The sequence below is a fragment of the Flavihumibacter petaseus NBRC 106054 genome (genome assembly GCF_000974785.1).
Lineage (GTDB): Bacteria > Bacteroidota > Bacteroidia > Chitinophagales > Chitinophagaceae > Flavihumibacter > Flavihumibacter petaseus.
The window spans coordinates 2,326,651-2,345,168 of record NZ_BBWV01000001.1 but is presented as its reverse complement, the minus strand read 5'-3'; the positions used below and the strand labels follow the sequence as shown (position 1 = coordinate 2,345,168).

General features: G+C 50.6%; 13 protein-coding genes. 9 read left to right on the top strand and 4 right to left on the bottom strand.

Translation table 11 applies throughout. The features are described from left to right. A partial coding sequence (locus tag FPE01S_RS09770; protein WP_046368483.1) for an AMP-binding protein occupies nucleotides 1-609 on the bottom strand: 609 nt, incomplete at its 3' end. A gap of 42 nt (nucleotides 610-651) precedes the next feature. On the opposite strand from FPE01S_RS09770, the gene FPE01S_RS09765 reads away from it, so the two are divergent. From FPE01S_RS09765 to FPE01S_RS09735, 7 genes are all read left to right on the top strand, one after another. Next, nucleotides 652-2,118 carry an MFS transporter gene (locus tag FPE01S_RS09765; protein ID WP_046368482.1) on the top strand — a complete coding sequence of 489 codons (1,467 nt, stop codon included), beginning with the start codon at nucleotides 652-654 and terminating at the stop codon, nucleotides 2,116-2,118. A gap of 11 nt (nucleotides 2,119-2,129) precedes the next feature. Further along, nucleotides 2,130-2,348: a DUF6814 family protein gene (locus FPE01S_RS09760; RefSeq protein WP_046368481.1), complete on the top strand. Its 219-nt coding sequence runs from the start codon at nucleotides 2,130-2,132 to the stop codon at nucleotides 2,346-2,348. Between the two features lie 64 nt (nucleotides 2,349-2,412). After that, the gene (locus tag FPE01S_RS09755) at nucleotides 2,413-2,760 is read left to right on the top strand and encodes a hypothetical protein (protein ID WP_157473950.1); all 348 of its coding nucleotides are present in this window, start codon (nucleotides 2,413-2,415) and stop codon (nucleotides 2,758-2,760) included. 46 nt (nucleotides 2,761-2,806) lie between these two features. Further along, nucleotides 2,807-4,387 (top strand): SulP family inorganic anion transporter, encoded by a 1,581-nt coding sequence (locus tag FPE01S_RS09750; protein WP_046368479.1) that lies wholly within the window; start codon nucleotides 2,807-2,809, stop codon nucleotides 4,385-4,387. After that, nucleotides 4,387-5,019, top strand: a complete 633-nt coding sequence (can, locus tag FPE01S_RS09745; RefSeq protein ID WP_046368478.1) for a carbonate dehydratase — start codon at nucleotides 4,387-4,389, stop codon at nucleotides 5,017-5,019. Before FPE01S_RS09750 ends, can begins: the two co-directional genes overlap by 1 nt. Nucleotides 5,020-5,039: 20 nt before the next feature. Further along, nucleotides 5,040-5,945 (top strand): gliding motility-associated ABC transporter ATP-binding subunit GldA, encoded by a 906-nt coding sequence (gene gldA, locus FPE01S_RS09740; RefSeq protein WP_046368477.1) that lies wholly within the window; start codon nucleotides 5,040-5,042, stop codon nucleotides 5,943-5,945. Nucleotides 5,946-5,957: 12 nt separating this feature from the next. Next, nucleotides 5,958-7,814, top strand: a complete 1,857-nt coding sequence (locus FPE01S_RS09735) for a 2-oxoacid:acceptor oxidoreductase subunit alpha (protein ID WP_046368476.1) — start codon at nucleotides 5,958-5,960, stop codon at nucleotides 7,812-7,814. On the opposite strand, the gene FPE01S_RS09730 is transcribed toward FPE01S_RS09735, so the two are convergent. Next, on the bottom strand, nucleotides 7,811-10,033 hold the full coding sequence (locus tag FPE01S_RS09730) for an FUSC family protein (RefSeq protein WP_052955657.1): 2,223 nt from the start codon (nucleotides 10,031-10,033) through the stop codon (nucleotides 7,811-7,813). The two genes, FPE01S_RS09735 and FPE01S_RS09730, sit on opposite strands and share 4 nt — an antisense overlap. Before the next feature lie 2 nt (nucleotides 10,034-10,035). Next, a complete protein-coding gene (locus FPE01S_RS09725; protein ID WP_046368475.1) occupies nucleotides 10,036-11,304 on the bottom strand; it encodes a Pycsar system effector family protein in 1,269 nt (422 codons plus the stop codon). Between the two features lie 44 nt (nucleotides 11,305-11,348). Between FPE01S_RS09725 and FPE01S_RS09720 the strand changes: the two genes are divergently transcribed. Both FPE01S_RS09720 and FPE01S_RS09715 read left to right on the top strand, forming a co-directional pair. Continuing rightward, on the top strand, nucleotides 11,349-12,188 hold the full coding sequence (locus tag FPE01S_RS09720; RefSeq protein WP_157473949.1) for a hypothetical protein: 840 nt from the start codon (nucleotides 11,349-11,351) through the stop codon (nucleotides 12,186-12,188). Next, the gene (locus FPE01S_RS09715; protein WP_046368473.1) at nucleotides 12,185-15,844 is read left to right on the top strand and encodes a BamA/TamA family outer membrane protein; all 3,660 of its coding nucleotides are present in this window, start codon (nucleotides 12,185-12,187) and stop codon (nucleotides 15,842-15,844) included. The genes FPE01S_RS09720 and FPE01S_RS09715 overlap by 4 nt, the downstream gene beginning before the upstream one ends. On the opposite strand, the gene FPE01S_RS09710 is transcribed toward FPE01S_RS09715, so the two are convergent. Continuing rightward, the gene (locus FPE01S_RS09710) at nucleotides 15,797-18,178 is read right to left on the bottom strand and encodes a GAF domain-containing protein (protein ID WP_046368472.1); all 2,382 of its coding nucleotides are present in this window, start codon (nucleotides 18,176-18,178) and stop codon (nucleotides 15,797-15,799) included. The genes FPE01S_RS09715 and FPE01S_RS09710 overlap by 48 nt on opposite strands. Nucleotides 18,179-18,518: the final 340 nt, after the last annotated feature.

The window sequence follows — 18,518 nt, the reverse complement described above, 5'->3', positions numbered from 1 at the left end:
CACCTTTTTCACATTTTTACACTGTACAAGGGCATCGTCAATCACATTCTTCAGTGGGATCTCCTTGTTGCCGCGATACGCGCCATCGCAGGTAATCACAAACGATGCCTGGGCATCGAGAATACGGTCGGCAATACTCTGCGCACTGAAGCCCCCGAAGATCACCGAATGTACGGCACCGATGCGGGCGCAGGCCAATACGGCAATCGCCAGTTCAGGCACCATGCCCATGTAAATACAAACCCGGTCACCTTTCTGCACCTGGTTATTTTTGAGCACATTGGCGAACTGCATCACCTTGTTATGCAACTCCCGGTAGGTTAGGATGCGGTGGTCGTCGGATGGATCATTGGGTTCCCAGATGATCGCCGGTTTGTTACCCAGCGAACCGAGGTGACGGTCAAGGCAATTTTCGGTAATGTTCAACCGGCCTCCCTTGAACCATTCCACATTGGGTGTTTTAAAATTCCACTGCAACACTGTATCCCATCTTTTCCGCCAGTAAAAGTGTCCGGCAACATCTGCCCAGAAACCTTCGGGGTCTTCCACACTTTTCTTATACTGGGCCTGGTATTGTTCGGGCGACTGGATCTGATACGGGTAAGACATATGGCAACTTTATATTAGGCCGCTAATTTAGTATGTTTAAGTATGAATCATACAACCTCCCGCCGCGGAATATGGCGTATCATCGGCGCTTCTTCTGCCGGTACCCTGATTGAGTGGTATGACTTTTACATTTTCGGAAGCCTTGCCACGGTTATTGCTCAACAATTTTTTCCCAAAACAAATCCCACTGCAGCACTGCTCAGCACGCTGGCAACTTTTGCTGCGGGCTTTATTGTGCGGCCATTCGGTGCGCTGGTTTTTGGCCGTCTCGGCGACCTTGTCGGCCGGAAAAATACTTTTCTGCTCACCCTGGTACTCATGGGTGGCTCAACCTTTGCCATTGGCCTTGTACCCGGTTATGAATCGATCGGATTTGCCGCGCCATTACTGGTATTGCTGTTGCGGTTGCTGCAGGGCCTGGCCCTGGGAGGCGAATATGGCGGCGCCGCCACTTATGTTGCCGAACATGCTCCCCCCGACAAACGGGGTTATTTTACCAGCTGGATCCAGACCACCGCTACCCTGGGACTTTTTCTGTCACTCGGTGTCATCCTGCTTACCCGTCACAGCCTCGATCCTGACCTGAACGAATCCATCCGGAAATTCAATACCTGGGGCTGGCGCATCCCGTTCCTGGTTTCCATATTTCTCGTACTGGTCTCTATTTATATCCGCATGAAAATGGCGGAATCTCCCCTCTTTGCAAGGCTGAAATCGGAAGGCGGCATTTCAAAGAATCCGCTGAAGGAAAGTTTTGGCCACAAGACCAATCTCAAAATGGTATTGCTGGCACTGTTCGGCGCAACCATGGGCCAGGGCGTAGTCTGGTATACAGGACAATTCTATGCGCAGTCATTTCTTGAAAATACCTGCAAGGTGAATTTCGACCAGAGCAGAACGATTCTTATCTGGGCCATCCTGTTTGCCACGCCCTTTTTTATTTTTTTCGGCAGACTGAGTGACCGGTACGGCCGTAAATGGATTATGATGGCCGGCCTGGCATTGGCTATTTTCAGCTACCGGCCTATCTACCGCCAGTTGCTGCACCTGAGCACTCCCCCTGCAATAGCCGTCAGTATGGGCATTACAGAAACACCACTGGCGGAAAACAGCAAGCGCATCACCTTACCTAACGGTTTCGCTTATACGGAAACCAACAACAGCGCCCCGCAACTTACCGACAAGCACCTTGATCCGGGCAGTTACCGGCAGGCCGTGCTGCTGGTTTTCCTGCAGGTATTTCTCGTAACGATGGTTTACGGACCCATTGCAGCATTCCTGGTTGAGATGTTTCCGACGCGAATCCGGTATACGAGCATGTCATTGCCATACCATATCGGAAATGGTGTGTTCGGCGGGCTTACACCCTTCATCGCTACCCTTTTGACCACTATGTCGGGTACAGACAAACTGGTTGGCCTGTGGTACCCCCTGCTGGTTGCCGGAATCTGCCTGGTTATCGGCACGTTGTACCTATCGAACGAAACTGACCCAAACGTTAAAGATTAAAATCGTCTGCCGTGAATACAATAAGAAGATATCTCGGACTGGTATGGATGCTCCTTGGCCCGGCCCTCTTTTTCCTGTTGCTGCGCACTGCTATGCAGGAAATGCAGGCCTCTCCACATATCGACACCCGCATCCAGTGGACAGTTTTCCTCGTCGTATTTTTCCCCATCTCTATTGGCCTGATGATATTCGGTTTATACGCATTCAGAGGAGAATATGACAGAAATTAAATGTTAATTGGATTAACAATTGACAGAATGTGCCTGCGAGTGAATATTTTTGCGACCCATGGGTATGTACCGTCAAATAGTTACGCCGAAACTTTTCCGCCTTCGCTGGCTGGTTTCTGCTATGGCGGTATTTTTCATGTGCGCCCTGGCATCCAGCCTGGTTTCGCTTCCCTTCAGCTCCCGTCAGAACAGGAGTACATTGCTGAATGCTGTTGAAGAAGAAGCTGCCGGCAGTAATAACAATTTCAATGAAGAGCATAAGTGCGGCAAAAGCCTGCACAGCAACTTCCTGGATATGTCTGCCTATCTAGAGCGCGCCAGGAAAGCAACCATTACATTCGAAATACCCCGGTCGGTAGACCTCGGCGCGTTTCCCCATATCCGCCGCATCATCCAGCCTCCTGAGTGCTGAGCCATAACATCGTTGCCCGTTCTTCTTATTCTCTAAAAAAACTTTTATGGCTCGTCGTGTCTATAGCCCATTGGGCAGTCTGTCTTCAGACTTCCCATCGGCTGTCGTAGTATTTCTCGTGGCTCTGCCACTTTGCCTGGGCATTGCCCTTGGCTCTGGTGCTCCCCTGTTTTCCGGACTGATCGCTGGCATAGCCGGTGGCATTGTCGTTGGCCTGGCCAGCGGATCACAACTCAGTGTGAGCGGGCCAGCTGCTGGTTTAACTGCAATAGTTGCTGCAGCGATCGGAAAATTGCCTCATTTCGAAGCGTTCCTGCTGGCTGTGGTGCTGGCCGGTGTCTTCCAGCTGATCCTGGGATACCTGAAATGCGGTATCCTCGGTGATTATGTACCGAGTTCCGTGATCAAAGCCATGCTTGCCGCGATCGGTATAATCCTTATCCTGAAACAATTGCCCCACCTTGTAGGCTACAATGCAGATTATGAAGGGGATGAAACATTTTTGCAGGCCGATGGCGACAATACCATCTCGGGCGTTTTCAGCGGACTGAAACACGTTGTTCCCATGGCGATCCTGATCGGTGGCGTGTCGCTGCTGATCCAGATCGTATGGGATAAGGTACTGGCAAAAAAACATCGCTTTTTCCAACTCACACCAGCCCCGCTGATCGTGGTACTTGTTGCAGTGGGCATCAATATGTGGCTCCAGTCCAGCAAACCCGGCTGGGCTATGCCGCCGCATGCGCTGGTGAGCATACCCATAGCTTCCTCTGCTGGTGAATTCTTTTCTTTCTTCACCATGCCTGATTTCAAACAGATCGGCAATTACCAGGTATGGCTGTCGGCATTCACCATTGCCATCGTGGCAAGTCTAGAGACGCTGCTGAACATCGAAGCAGCGGATGAACTCGACCCCTACCAGCGTGTTACGCCCACCAACCGGGAACTGAAAGCGCAGGGGCTTGGTAACCTTGTCAGTGGCTTGCTGGGAGGCCTTCCGGTGACATCCGTTATCGTCCGGACTTCCGCCAACGTGAATGCCGGAGCAAAGACCAAAAGTTCTGCCATCATTCATGGTATGATGTTGCTGCTTTGCGTAGCATTTATTCCGAAGTTGCTGAACCTGATCCCGCTGCCTGCACTTGCTGCCGTGCTGATCTATACCGGGTACAAGCTGGCAAAACCGTCGATCTTCAAAAGCCTCTGGGCGAAAGGTTTCGATCAGTTTGTTCCCTTTGTGGTGACTATCCTGGCTATTTTGCTCACCGACCTGCTGATCGGTATTTTGGTCGGCTGCATGGTGGGTCTGTTTTTTGTATTGCGCAGCAACTTCCGTTCGGCCGTATTTGTTGTTCATGATGACAACAAGTACCTGTTCCGTTTCCGGAAAGACGTATCCTTTCTCAACAAACCAATTGTTAAACACAAACTGGAAAGCGTTCCTGAAAATGCGCAGGTGCTGATCGATATCACCCGAGCCGATTTCCTGGACCGCGACGTGATAGAAGTCATCGAAGACTTCATGAAACACGCACCCCTGAAAAACATCACCGTAGAATTAAAGAGAAGTCAGTTCAGGGATCATGGCATTATCAACAATCACCAACCAATTAAAGAAACAGCATAATGGAGAAGTACGAAAAACTACTACTGGAGAATAAAGCCTGGGCCGCCGAAAAAGTGCAGGAGGATCCTGATTACTTTAACCGGCTGGCACATATTCAGCGTCCCGATTTCCTTTGGATCGGCTGCAGTGACAGCCGGGTACCGGCGAATGAGATCACCGGCACCGAACCTGGTGAGATTTTTGTTCACCGGAACATTGCCAACATGGTGGTGCACACCGATCTGAACCTGCTCAGCGTACTGGAATATGCGGTCAACCACCTTAAAGTGCAGCACGTCATCGTTTGCGGCCACTATGGTTGCGGCGGTGTTAAGGCAGCAATGACACAGCATAACCTCGGCATCATCAATAAATGGCTGCGGAACATCAAAGACGTTTACCGCATTCACAGGGATGAGATCAACCTCATCAACGACAATGAGAAGCGGTCAGATCGCCTTGTTGAACTGAATGTTTGTGAGCAGGTGATGAACCTGGCCAAAACCTCCATTATCCAGGCAGCGTGGAAAAAGGAACAGCGGCCGCACCTGCATGGATGGGTTTACGGGCTGAAAGACGGGTTGCTCAATACGGTGATCGAAATGCCACCCGGCACCCATATTGACGAAATTTATGAGTACGATGACCTGTAATTCAGTAGGTTTGTCCACCTATGTCGATCCGTGTAGATTTATTGCTTAAAACCTACGGCACACAAAAGGCCGTAAATAATATTTCCTTTGCCGTCGGCAAGGGAGAAATAGTGGGTTTCCTTGGTCCCAACGGGGCCGGGAAATCCACTACCATGAAGATCCTGACGGGTTATCTGCAACCCGATGGCGGTACGGCGGAGGTCTGCGGCACCAATGTGCAGGCAGATCCGCTGTCCACCAAATCCCGGATCGGTTACCTGCCGGAGTCCAATCCGCTTTATTACGATATGTACGTGCGCGAGTACCTGCATTTTATGGCGGAAGTGCATCGCGTCGGCAATCGCGACAAAAGAGTGGAGGAGGTAATCGTCATTGTGGGCCTCACGCCTGAAAGCAGCAAGAAGATCGGACAGCTGTCGAAAGGTTACAAACAGCGGGTAGGTCTTGCCGCAGCCCTTATCCATGATCCGGAAGTACTGATCCTGGACGAGCCCACTACAGGACTTGATCCAAACCAGATCATAGAGATCCGCGAGGTGATCCGCAGCCTCGGACAACACAAAACGATCCTGTTTTCCACCCATATCCTCCAGGAGGTGGAGGCGGTATGCGACCGGGTGATCATTATCAACAAGGGAACCGTTATCGCTGACAATACACTTGCGGAACTGCAATCCAAACACGGCCAGCCCCTGATCAGGGTCAGGTTCCAGGAAGCCCTTGAACCCCAGTGGCTTGAACGCGCCATCAGTTCCCTCACCCAGCTGGAACAGGTCGCTCCGCAGGAATGGGAGATTGCCGCATCGGATCTGGAACAGGCAAAAAAACAATTGCTGGAACTGGCCATGCGGGAGAACCTGAATATTGTTTCCCTGCAAAGTGGTGAAAAAAGCCTGGAGGAACTCTTCCGGTCACTCACCAAATAGTAACTTTGCGGGATGATCCGCAAAGATGAAGTCCTCTCGGAGGTAGTGATAAAATTCGCCGGCGACAGCGGCGACGGCATGCAATTGACTGGTACCCAATTCACCAACAATACTGCATTGCTCGGCATCGACCTGGCCACCTTTCCTGATTTCCCCGCCGAAATCCGCGCCCCGCAGGGTACTATCCCCGGTGTAAGCGGCTATCAGCTCCGGTTCTCCAGCGACCGCATCTATACCCCCGGTGATGAATGTGATGTTCTGGTTGCGATGAATGCAGCCGCCCTGAAAACCAATCTCAAAGCCCTGAAGAAAGGGGGGAAAATTATTGCGAACACTGACGGCTTTGATGCGAAGAACCTTCGCCTGGCCAATTACCCGGAGGGCGTTAACCCCATTGAAGACAACAGCCTCACCAATTACGAGGTGATCCGCATGGACGTCACCAAAATGACCCGCGAGGCATTGAAAGAGTTTACACTCGGCACCAAGGAAAAGGATCGCGCCAAGAACATGTTCGTGCTGGGCTTCCTCTACTGGATGTACAACCGGGATATGGCCAGCAGCATCCAGTTCCTGAAAGATAAATTCGGCAAGAAGCCGGAGTTGCTAGACAGCAATATCAAAGCACTGCAGGCGGGATACAACTACGGGGATACCACTGAAACCTTTACGACCCGATATACGGTGGACAAAGCCCGGATGGAGCCTGGTCTTTACCGGAACATCATGGGTAACCAGGCGCTCGCTTTCGGATTGATTGCAGCTTCCGACAAAAGCAACCTGCCCCTATTCCTGGGCACCTACCCGATTACGCCGGCATCTGATATCCTGCATGAGCTGAGTAAATACAAGACTTTTGGCATCCGCACGTTCCAGGCGGAAGACGAGATCGCCGGGATTACCGCAGCGATCGGCGCCAGCTATGGCGGCAGCCTGGGTGTTACTACCACATCCGGGCCAGGCATGGCTTTAAAAACTGAAGCGATGGGGCTTGCTGTAATGCTCGAAATCCCCCTTCTGATCGTCAATATTCAACGCGGCGGACCTTCGACAGGCCTGCCTACCAAAACGGAACAAAGCGACCTCCTGCAGGCTTATTATGGCCGTAACGGCGAGTGTCCTATGCCTGTTATTGCCGCCTCAACACCCAGCGATTGTTTCAACGCAGTGTATGAAGCGGCGAGGATCGCGGTTGAACACATGACCCCCGTGATCTTCCTTAGTGACGGCTATATTGCCAACGGCGCAGAGCCCTGGAAATTCCCTACCAGCGACCACCTGCACCCCATTGCGGTTAGCTTCAAAACTGACCTGGGTTATGGCGAGGACAAGTTCATGCCTTACCTGAGAAACGAAAAACTGGTACGTCCTTGGGCAATCCCGGGCACCCCCGGACTTGAACACCGGGTGGGCGGACTCGAGAAACAGAATATAACCGGAAACATCAGTTACGATCCCGATAACCACCAACTGATGGTAAAGATCCGCCAGGAAAAAGTGGACAAGATCGCGGAATACATCCCGGAACAAACCATTGACAGCGGCCCTGCGAAAGGCCAGGTGCTGGTGCTGGGCTGGGGATCCACCTACGGTGCGATCAAAAGCGCAGTTGCCGAAATGCAGTCACTGGGATATGCCGTGAGTCATGCACACCTGCGTCACCTTCGCCCTTTCCCGAAGAACCTCGGGCATATGCTGGAGCAGTTTGACCAGGTACTGATTCCGGAGATCAACAACGGACAACTGATCAGGATCATCCGCGACCAGTTCCTGATCGACGCCAAAGGATATAACAAGATCATGGGCGTTCCCATTACCAAAACCGAACTGGTTCAGAAACTGAAAGAAATGCTGGGCGGACTGAACTAGTCGCGCAACAGTCGTTTTGACCGTTTCTCCAGCTCTATGCTGATCTTGTTAATGTATTCGAACTGATCCGTGATGGTGGTCAGTTCTGAGTGCCTTTTGCGGGTAACCGTTTCCAGGCTTCCGGCAGCGAGTTCCTGCAATCTTACCTGTTGTAAAGTTTTCAGCTCCTCCCTGATCTGGAAATTTTCATCTTTACTGTATTCGTGATCGTCAGGATTACCACTGTCCAGAAATGCAGCAGCTCCCTGCAGGTGATCAAAGGAAGCATCCACAATCGGGCGGAAGTTTTCTGATGCATATTCTTTCGCAAATCCACGATAGGAACTCAGTGTCGCAATGTGCGATGCGAGCATGTGGTTGGATACCACCATCTGGTGGATGGTCTGAATCTTTTTCTGCTGGCGCCGGGGCTCATTCAGCATTCGCTGAAAGGCGTCCGACAGGTTGGCCAGCTGTACAAAGGTTTCTTTCCTGTTCAGTTTGTATTCGAGGCTGGTCAATGCCTCACCCAGAAACAACCTGCTGATGGAGCGGAAATAATGTGCATTGGCCCGGATCGTATCCCGGAGCATTTCCTGGATCTGCTCATGTTCCCAGCGGGGCGGAATGGCCGTTGTGGCAATAAACGCGATCAGCGAACCCACAAACGTGTCGATCAGGCGGTCACGCAGCACTTCATTGAAATTTCCCGGCTTCAGGAAATGAAAAGCAATGAGAATGTAAATCGTCATGGCGATTACCGCTACAAGGTATTTCTGGCGGATCATGCTGTAGGCGATAATCATGCCTGCTACCATGATGCCGACCAATGCTTTTTCATCCCGCACGAGCCAGAGTATAACAGCGCCTGCCACGGCTCCGGCGAGCGTGCCCCCAAGCCTGTGAATATTTCTTTGTTTGGTAAGACTGTATGCGGGTTTCAGGATCACAATGATCGTAAGCAACACCCAGTAGCCGTGCCCCACAGGCAGGATCTTGCTGAGAAAAAATCCGGCAAGCAGGGAGAGACATACGCGGATTGAATGGCGGAAGATATTGGATTGTGTGCTGAAATTATTGGCAAGCAGTTTAAGGTTGAACTCAGACGGACTCACAAATTTGGTATAGTCATCCGGGCTGGAGTAGTTGGCGCTGAGGCGGGCATCAAAACTCGTATAGCGGTGCAGCGTTTCGATACGCCGGTAAATATCCTTTATGCTGTCGAGAATATGGCGCAGCGTGATATAGGTTTCGATATTACTGTCATCCATAGCTGCAGCGCGCTTTTGTCCGAATGCCTGGTCCAGTGCATACAACTGGTCCGCGATGCCTGCCATGGGCACGGATACGCTGCCTTCCTGGAGTGCCAGCCCGATCGTTTCCGCCTCATTGGCCAATGAAACGATCATGTCTTCAAACTGCGGCAGCAGTCCGCTGTCATCTGCCATAGCATGCAGCTTTCTGTAATCCTGCTGGGAAGTCATGATCCTTTCAAAAAGATCAACACTATCCAGGAAGATCATCATCAGTATCCTGCTCATGTGGGTAGACTCCCTTACAATATCCCGTGTTTTGAACAGCATTTCCCGCACCAGGTTCTGCTTGTTGTGCACCAGCACCTGTTGTTCCAGCAATTGCTGGTAGGTCTGATCATAATTCACATCAATCTCATAAAAGCGGGAGCGGCGGCGGAGGTAAACGCCCATGCTGATCAGTGAATCACCCAGGGCCTGCTGAATCAGTTTGTAAGGCCGCAGGCGATACAGCAGGAGGCTGAGCGTCAGGTAAAAAATTCCACCGCCGGAAATCAGCAGGGCATTGCGGAGGATCTGCGCAGGATCATATTTTTCATCGATGCTCAGCACCATGATGAGCAGGCCTGCACCTCCTACGGCATTGGCACGCATGCCATACACGCCGATCATGGAACAGCAGAAACCCATCACCCCGATAAATACGGCGAGCAGCCATGGGTATGGAATACACCAGCCTGTCAGCAGAGAAATGAGGAAGATCAGGAGGATGGTTGCGACCATGCCATTCACCCGGTGATGAATGGGCCCGGTATTGTCTGTCAGACCAACACACATCGCCCCCAGGGCCAGGGAGACACCGGTGGCCAGTTCTCCGAAATAACTGGCGGCGAGCACAGGAATCATTACACCTGCCGTGGTCCTTATACCTTCAGAAACATAATAACTGCTGCTATACTTTTTGTATGCCCTGATATAGTCGATCATGATTATTTACTGCCAACAAACCCGGCGATCCCGAATGCCAGGATAGAGATGATCAAACCAAACATGAAAACGTTATAGGCAATGCGCAGAAAACGGTATTTTCTTGCCAGCACTTTCCCGAGATAGTAAATATCCTTGATCATACTGCCATAGAGGTATTCGCTATCATTCATCATTTCAGTCATCGCCCATTCATAGTCTGCCAGCTGCATTTTGAAAAAATTCCCGAAGAACAGCAGGTTTACTTTTTTCTGCCGGATATCTTCCTCCGCAAAAACACCTTTGGTCACATTGGGACGGGTGGCCATGATGGCGAATACTACTGCACCCAGGCAGGATGTGGCGAGGATGATGGTCGGAATGATAAACTGCGGGTAATACTGGAGTTTGCCCAGCAATACTGAAACGAGGATCGACAAAACAATGGTATTCACGGAGATCATGATATTCGCCTTGCTGTCGGCCATCTGGCTAAGGCTCACGTGGTTATCGCTCATGATCCGGAACATGGTGGCGATACCCCGCTCGGTACGCGCAAGTTTGCCTTTATCCTTATCTTTTTTCTCCGGATCCTTTTCCTTTTCTTTTTTTAACGGCTCCTGCTGAACCGGAGGTTCTTCCCGTAGTTCCTGAACGAGCGCGGGCGTCACCGGTGTGGCGGACGGCTCATCGCCCGGAGATATCTTTGCAAGGAGTTCATCGATGTTCCTTTGTTTGCCGGGTTCAAGGTTCTGGCGGGCAAATGAAGTATAATAATGATGTCCTTGAAGGAATTCCAGGTTGGCTTTGCGCCAGTTCTTTTTACCGATATCCTTTCCGAATGCCGTATTGAGCTCTTTCCGCAATAATTTTGTATCCTCAGTAAAATCTTCTGTACCCAGGTGGAAAAGATCGGAATCGCACAGGATTTCTTCAATCAGGGTTTGCGGTGACTGGGGCATTTTGGTGGCCCGGATACAACCCGATACCAATTGTATAAGGTCTTCCCCCGCATTCCGGGAACGCAAAAAATCTGATGCAATCCGCATACTGGCGGCTTCGTGATCCATGTAGGTACGACTGTAGCCGGTATCGTGAAACCAGGCCGCGATCATCAGGGCTTCCCGGTCCCGGGAACTGAGGTCGTAGCGTGCAGCAATGGTTTCTGCGGCAGTCACCACGGCAGTGGTATGCCGCAGATCATGGTAATAATAGGCTGCGGGTATCTGTTCTTCGAATAATTGCCTGACGAAAAGCTCGGCTGCATCGATCAAAGTTCCGTTAGGTTCCATGCGGCTGATTATAAATCTAAATTAAGGTTATTTAAATTGCATGTATGAAGCTTTCTGTGCTATTGATGTGTTGCGGGCTGATGATGCCTTTTCTCTCCGGTTGCAACCGCATCCAGTCGCTGTCTTTTGTTCCGGCACTGCAAGGTTACGCGGAAAGTCCGGCGTCAACACTGCTGCTGAAGAAACAGCTCAGGGAAATCTCGGGCATCATCTATACAGGCCCCGATGAACTTGCCGGCATCAATGATGAAGACGGCACTTTATTTTACATCAACAGCAAAACCGGCACCTTCCGCGAACGCCCCTTCGGCAAAAAAGGCGACTACGAAGACCTCGCCATTACCCCCTATGGTTATTTCATTCTCAAAAGCAATGGTCACCTGTACCAGGTAGACAGCCTCACCGGCACAGAAAAAGCTGTTTACAAAGGTACCTTTTCCAAAAACACCGAATTTGAAAGTCTTGCTTATGACCATAGCAGTGATCAGCTCATCCTTATCTGCAAAATCTGCGACACCGATGAACCATTTATGACGGCATGGCGTTTTGATTGCAAATCGCTTCAGTTTACCGGCGGTCCAACCTTCACCATACCCTGGATGGCTATCCGAAAAATGGGCAAGGATGATTCACTGGAATTTCATGCTTCAGCGGCAGCCATTCATCCCATAACTGGCGACCTGTATGTCATCTCCACACTGGGAAAGAAACTCTTGCTGATCTGTAACCTGAAAGGGGAGCTAAAATCCGTGCACAAAATTAATCCTTATCAGTTTCAGCAACCGGAGGGGCTTTGCTTTTCTCCTTCCGGAGACCTGTATATTTCTAACGAAGGCCGCCAGTCAAAAGCAAGCATTCTTTACTTTCCTTACCAGAATAAATGAAGTATAAACATCTACCCACTTTACTTTTATTGTTGTGCCTGCTGAGTTCGTGCCTGGTCAATGCACAGGACGACAGCGTGGTTGCGCGTTTCATTTTTGTTGGAGATGCCGGTGAGTTCTATCATGGCGTGCATCCGGTGATGCGTGATATCCGTCAGAAAGCTGCTGCAACCGCAAAGAAGGCAGATGCCATTTTCTTCCTGGGCGACAATGTATACCCTATCGGATTGCCGGACCCGGGCTCAAAGCTTTTCCAGGAAAAAAAGGCACTGCTGGATTCACAATGGATGGCTGGATTGACTGCAGCGCAGCAAGCGTATTTCATTCCCGGAAATCATGATTGGGCAAAGGGACGCGTATATGGAAGACAGCAACTGCAGCACCAGTCTTCCTATATCAACGGCCTGGAAGAACCCCGGGTCAGGTTCCTTCCTGAGAATGGTTGTCCCGGCCCCGAGGTCATCGCGGTTACGCCACAGGTTGCAGTGGTCATGATGGACAGTCAATGGTGGCTGCAGCAGGAAGGGAAGCCCGGACCGGAAAGTGACTGTGAATGCCATACCAACGAAGAAGTTTTACTGCGTCTCAAGGATATCGTCTATCAGCACCGCGACAAAATGTTGCTGTTTCTCTCCCACCATCCCTTTATTTCCGATGGTATCCACGGGGGCTACTTTACCATCAAGCAACATATCTTTCCGCTCACTGATGTAGACCCGTCCCTGTATATACCTTTACCCGTAATCGGTTCACTTTATCCTATCGTACGCGGCGTTTTCGGTAATATCCAGGATCTGCGGCATCCCCTTTACAAGAGCTTCATTGAAGGCGTTGATACGATACTTGCACAACACCCCTATTGCATTCGGCTTGCCGGTCATGAACACGGGCTGCAATACCTGGTGAAAGACAGCATGCCTTATGTGGTCAGCGGCGCCGGCTCCAAGAAGACCAGGCTAAGGAACGGGCCCTATTCGGTCTTCCAGGCAACAGAAACCGGATATTGTACGCTCACCCTTCGTTCAAACGGCGCCGTTAGTATAGTTTACGAAGGTGTGGATATTCAACGCGACACGGCATTATTTACCGCAGCACTTCCGGTTTTTCATCCTGCACCCGACACGGTCAGTACGCTTCCGGCAGTTACTTTCCCTGATTCTGCCAGCATCATCGCAGCCCCATATTACCGGGCCGGCGGTTTTAAAAAATGGCTGCTGGGCACCAATTACCGGCAGGAATGGACCACGCCCGTGATCCTTCCCGTGATCAGTATCCGGGAGATCAATGGTGGTCTGTCACCTACCCGCCGGGGAGGTGGCATGCAATCGCGTTCCATCCGCCTGGAAGACAGCGCCAAACAGGAATTTGTATTGAGGAGCATTCAGAAATATCCCGACAAAACGCTGCCTGAAGAGTTGCGGCAAACTTTTGTAAAGGATGCTATTGTGGATGGCATTTCTGCCTCCTATCCATTTGCCGCACTTTCTGTTCCGCCGCTGGCAAAAGCGGCAGGCATTCCGTATCTCCCGGCAAAGCTGGTATATGTTCCTGATGATCCTGCACTGGGCGCATACCGGCACGATTTTGCCAACAGTCTCTACCTGTTTGAAGCACGCGAACCGGAAGGGGTAACCAAGTCATATAACTCCACCAAAGTGCAGGTGGCATTGCAAAAAGACAACGACAATGAGGTGGATCAGAAAGCAGTGCTGCGCGCAAGATTGCTGGACATGTATATCATGGATTTCGACCGACATGAAGACCAGTGGCGGTGGACAGCTACGATAACAAAAGACGGCAAAAAATACGCGCCCATTCCCCGCGACCGTGATCAGGCATTTTTTATCAACGAGGGATTTCTTCCTGCCATTATCAGCATGCCCTGGATCCAGCCGAAATTCCAGGGTTTCCGTCCAAAAGCCAGGAATATCAACCGCTTCAATTTTAATGCAAGATGGTTTGACCGGATTTTCCTGCGGGAGCCCGATGCTGCTGACTGGCATAAGGAGATCAGCCGGTTTCTGCCACTGATGACAGACAGCGTGATTGCAGCTGCCATGGCAGAGCAACCTGCCGCCATTCAACAAATGAATGCACAGAAAATTGCCGCCACGCTGAAAGAAAGAAGGAAATATTTTGAAGGGGATGTGATGAAGTACTACCGTTTCCTGTCCCGGCAGGTGGATATAACCGGATCGGACAAACGGGAATATTTTGACATCAGCTATACGGACTCCGGCAATGTTCGCATAAGAATGTACAAGATCAACAAGGCGGGACTGCACCACGACAAAAAATATGACCGTGTATTTGAAGGTTCCGTTACACGGGAATTGCGGCTTTACGGGATGAATGGGGACGATGTCTTCCACGTTACCGGGAATACGTCTGCCGGTCCGCGGATCAGGATCATCGGTGGTGAAGGTGCCGACAGCGTGGTACAGGATGGTAGCGGCCGCCATATCCGGTGGTATGATCAGTCCACCGAAAAGAATGTACTGACCGGCACAGGAGTGGTCAGGAATCGTTTCACAAAAGATCCTGCAGTCAACGCTTATGATCCGCACAGTTACCGGTACCACGTGACTTCGCCACTGGTTTCCGTTGCGTACAACCCCGATGACGGTGTTTTCGTAGGTGCCGGGATCCGGTCGGTCAGGCAGGGTTTCCGTAAAACACCGTTTGCTGTGAAGCAGTCGCTTGTAGGCAGCGTAGCCTTTGCTACCGGGGCATTCAATCTGAAATATGACCTGGAAGCAATTGACCTGATACCATTGCCCTTTGCAGTCAATAAAAAAATGGACCTGCGTTTTATGGCGCAGTTCAAGGCGCCGGATAATATCCAGAACTTTTTTGGCCTGGGTAACGAAACAGAATTCCCCAACAAAGGGGATCAGACGATCTCTTATTACCGGAGCAGGTTCAACCTGGTAGAAGCCGGAGCATTGCTACGATTGAAAGCAACACGATCCCTGTCGTTACTGGCGGGTCCTGTCATTCAACGGTACTGGATGGATGAAGAAAGAAACGAAGGGAAATTCATTACCTCTCCCGAAAGCGGGCTTGACCAGGAAACCCTGTTTGAGCGGAAATCATACCTGGGCGGACAGTTGCAAATGATCATAGATAACCGGAACAGTGAGCTGATGCCATCCCGTGGCATCTATTGGAACAGCTATGCACGCTGGATTGGGGGTTTGAACGCAGCCGCCCATGCCTTTCAGCAATACCGAACGGATCTGTCATTCTATACCAGTTTCAACACAAGGGCTGCAGTGGTGATTGCTGCGCGGATTGGCGCAGGAACCAACAGCGGACGTTATGAATTCTTTCAGGCGCAGTACCTGAGCGGTCCGGATAACCTGCGCGGATACCGGAAATACCGGTTTGGCGGCGAGACTATGTTTTTCAATAATATCGACCTGCGTTTAAAAATCGGTGAAATAAAGGGCTATATTCTTCCGGCGACGGCGGGCCTGGTGTTCTTTCACGACATCGGTCGCGTATGGCAGCCTGGTGAAGAATCCGGCAGGTGGCATACAGGTTACGGTGGGGGCATCTGGCTTGCGCCCGCTTCCCGTTATGTCGTTACAGCCAACTACGCTTACTCAAAGGACGGTGGCCTTCCGAGTGTTACGCTCGGATTCCAGTTCTGATGATTTGCCGTATTCCATGTTGATGCCCACCCGCAGTGCCTTCAGGCCAATGACGCCCTGCAACTCTTCCAGTTCCAGGTGTTCAATATCATGGAGCAGAACGCCCTGGTTCTGCAGGTATTCCACATAACTGATGTACTCTGTGGCTTCCCTGGCCTGGGTATATACAATTGCTATTTTACCGGGTTGTGTGAGGCGTTCATTGCTGTTGCGTACATGCACTTTATCGATCCGCTTTTTGATAATCTCGTAGCGGATATTGTATGCGCCTTCCACATCAAACTTTCGTTCTGCCGTCCGGAAACTGATAGAGATCGGCAGACTGTGTGCGAGGATGAGTTGCGTGGTTTCCAGCGGCATGGATAATTTGTCTTTCAACTGTTTAACCATGATGGCGGCATTGGCCAGTGTATTCAGTTGCCACATTTTCAGGTTCTTCAGGTAGAATGTATCAAATGGCCTATCCGGGCTGATCGATTGCCCGATATACATATTGAAATCCACTCCGTCTGTTACGAAACGCTCAAAATAATGCGGATAGATCTTTTGTGCTGCTTCCTGTTCCTGGTCGATAAAGCGGGCAAGTTCCTGGTTGATCATCGTGATGCTGTCCTCAAAATCGTGGCGGTGTTCCACCCGCAGTTTGACCTTAGGGTCGATCGCTTCGAAATACTGATCGATCACCGGCTGCAGTGCAGGCACCATCGTACGGAGATGTTGCAGCAATTCCACCAGCTCGTTTTTCAGGAAATTGTCGATAAGGATCTCATCTCCCGAAAAAAGAATATTGGACACATTGTACTGGTACTTTTCAATCCGGAACGAAATCTCCTTCAGCAGCGGCATATTGGTCAGTGCTTCTGCCTGCCTGACTATTTTCCCGGCACCTTCCAATTGTTCCTTCAGGTCAAGCTGAATGGCATTATTGCGTTCGATAGAGGAGTTCCGGACATCGATCGCGCCATATAACGGGAATACCTGATCGAAGGAGATCGTTTCAATTTTTGCTTTGATCCCCTGTTTCTTATTGGCGAGATATTGCAGGGCGGCCTCGGTGAACTTCCATTCCACAGAAGCCTGCACAGCGGTAAAATGCTTTTTGATCACTTTGTCTACTTCTACATCCAGCCGTTCCGCGGCTTTTTCGAGTGCGAGGACAAACAACGGAATGGATGGCATCACTTCATGTAAATGCCTGCCGTTCAGGGTTCCAGCCTCAGCATGCGCTGCAGAAAGAACACCAACAAGCTTTCCTTCCGATTTCAGCGGAAAGAAGGCCGCACTGTGATACCCTTTCTCTGTAAGCATGCCGAGCATGGGCTGTTTTTCAACGGCAGCCGCATCGATATTTTCCAGTAGCAGCGGTTCGTCCAGCGCCTGGAACATTTCCTGGAACACGCGGAACACTTCAGCCTTTACCGGTTTATCCTGCATGCTTCGCAGCAGAACGGTATTCTGGTATTGCTGTTCCGAGAATACAAAATGGTTATTAATATTCAGAAAAGGGGTAAGCCCAAGTTTCAGTCCCGGTATACCGATGAGGGTTCGCATTTCATTTTCCAGGTCAGCGAAAACGCTGTTGTCCTCAAGGTTGTGCTGTTCCAGCAGTATGTTTTTGATATTGTTGACCACTTCCCGGCGGGTAACATCTTTAATCCGGATAATGGCAATTCCTTCGAAAACAAATTTGTCGAGCGGCAGGCATTCCTGAAGCTTTTCCATTCTGCGCAGGTCATTCATGTTGCCACATTTGAAATCGTCCAGTAACGGTGGCAACTCACCTTTAGGAACAGCCTGGATAAATGTCGGGTCAAGTTCCATTTCAAAATAATGTGGAAGACCTGTTTCCGGGTGTGGTAACTGCAGGATAGTAGTGACATGACCGGTGATCACGCGGCCATAGTATTTGGAGAGGATCATCTTGTAGGCAACGGAACATTTTTCGTCAATCAGCTTCAATTTTGCCTCCCGCTCGGGCTGATATTTAAGTTGTCCCTCGCTATCCAGAAAATATTCCCGGAATGCCTTGCTGGTATGTATGAATTTAAAGTTGAACGGAACGGATACAGCGTAGATGTCTTTTTCGTCGGAAGTTGAAACAGGAAAAAGCGTGGTCATCAGGATATCCACCCATTCCTGGTGTTCCTCCAGGATAGAGAAATCGTCGATCGGCGAAAGCAGTTCCGGATGATGGTGAATGCGTTCCAGCAGGTATTGATAAACACGGCGGGCGCCGGGGCTTCCGGCTGCGGCATTCTTTTTCCAGGCATCCACAAGGGGTGCAAAAGACAGTCGCCCGTTGATAAAGGGCAATTCAGGTAGCGTTTGGTCCATAACAGGCCTTTTGGGATATAGTAAAGGTAAGAAGATAACAAAGGGCGGTGGAAATGGTTGGAGAAAGGTTTGGGGTCTGGAGTCTGGGGTTTGAGGTTGTGTCTGAGGTTTAATCTGGTCGATTTGTATGCCTGAAATGAATTCCGATAACCATCTAAGTGCAATCCTGGCGCTATCCGGGTTCTATCCCTGCAATTTTGGGTGGGTTTGATTGACTACGGAACGCTCTCCGGGCATCATTGAAGCTGGTATCAGGCAGGGGTGAAGCATGGATGAAAATAGGATGAGTATGGCGAAACCCTAAGCTGACCCTAGGCTGACCCTAAGCTGACCCTAAGCT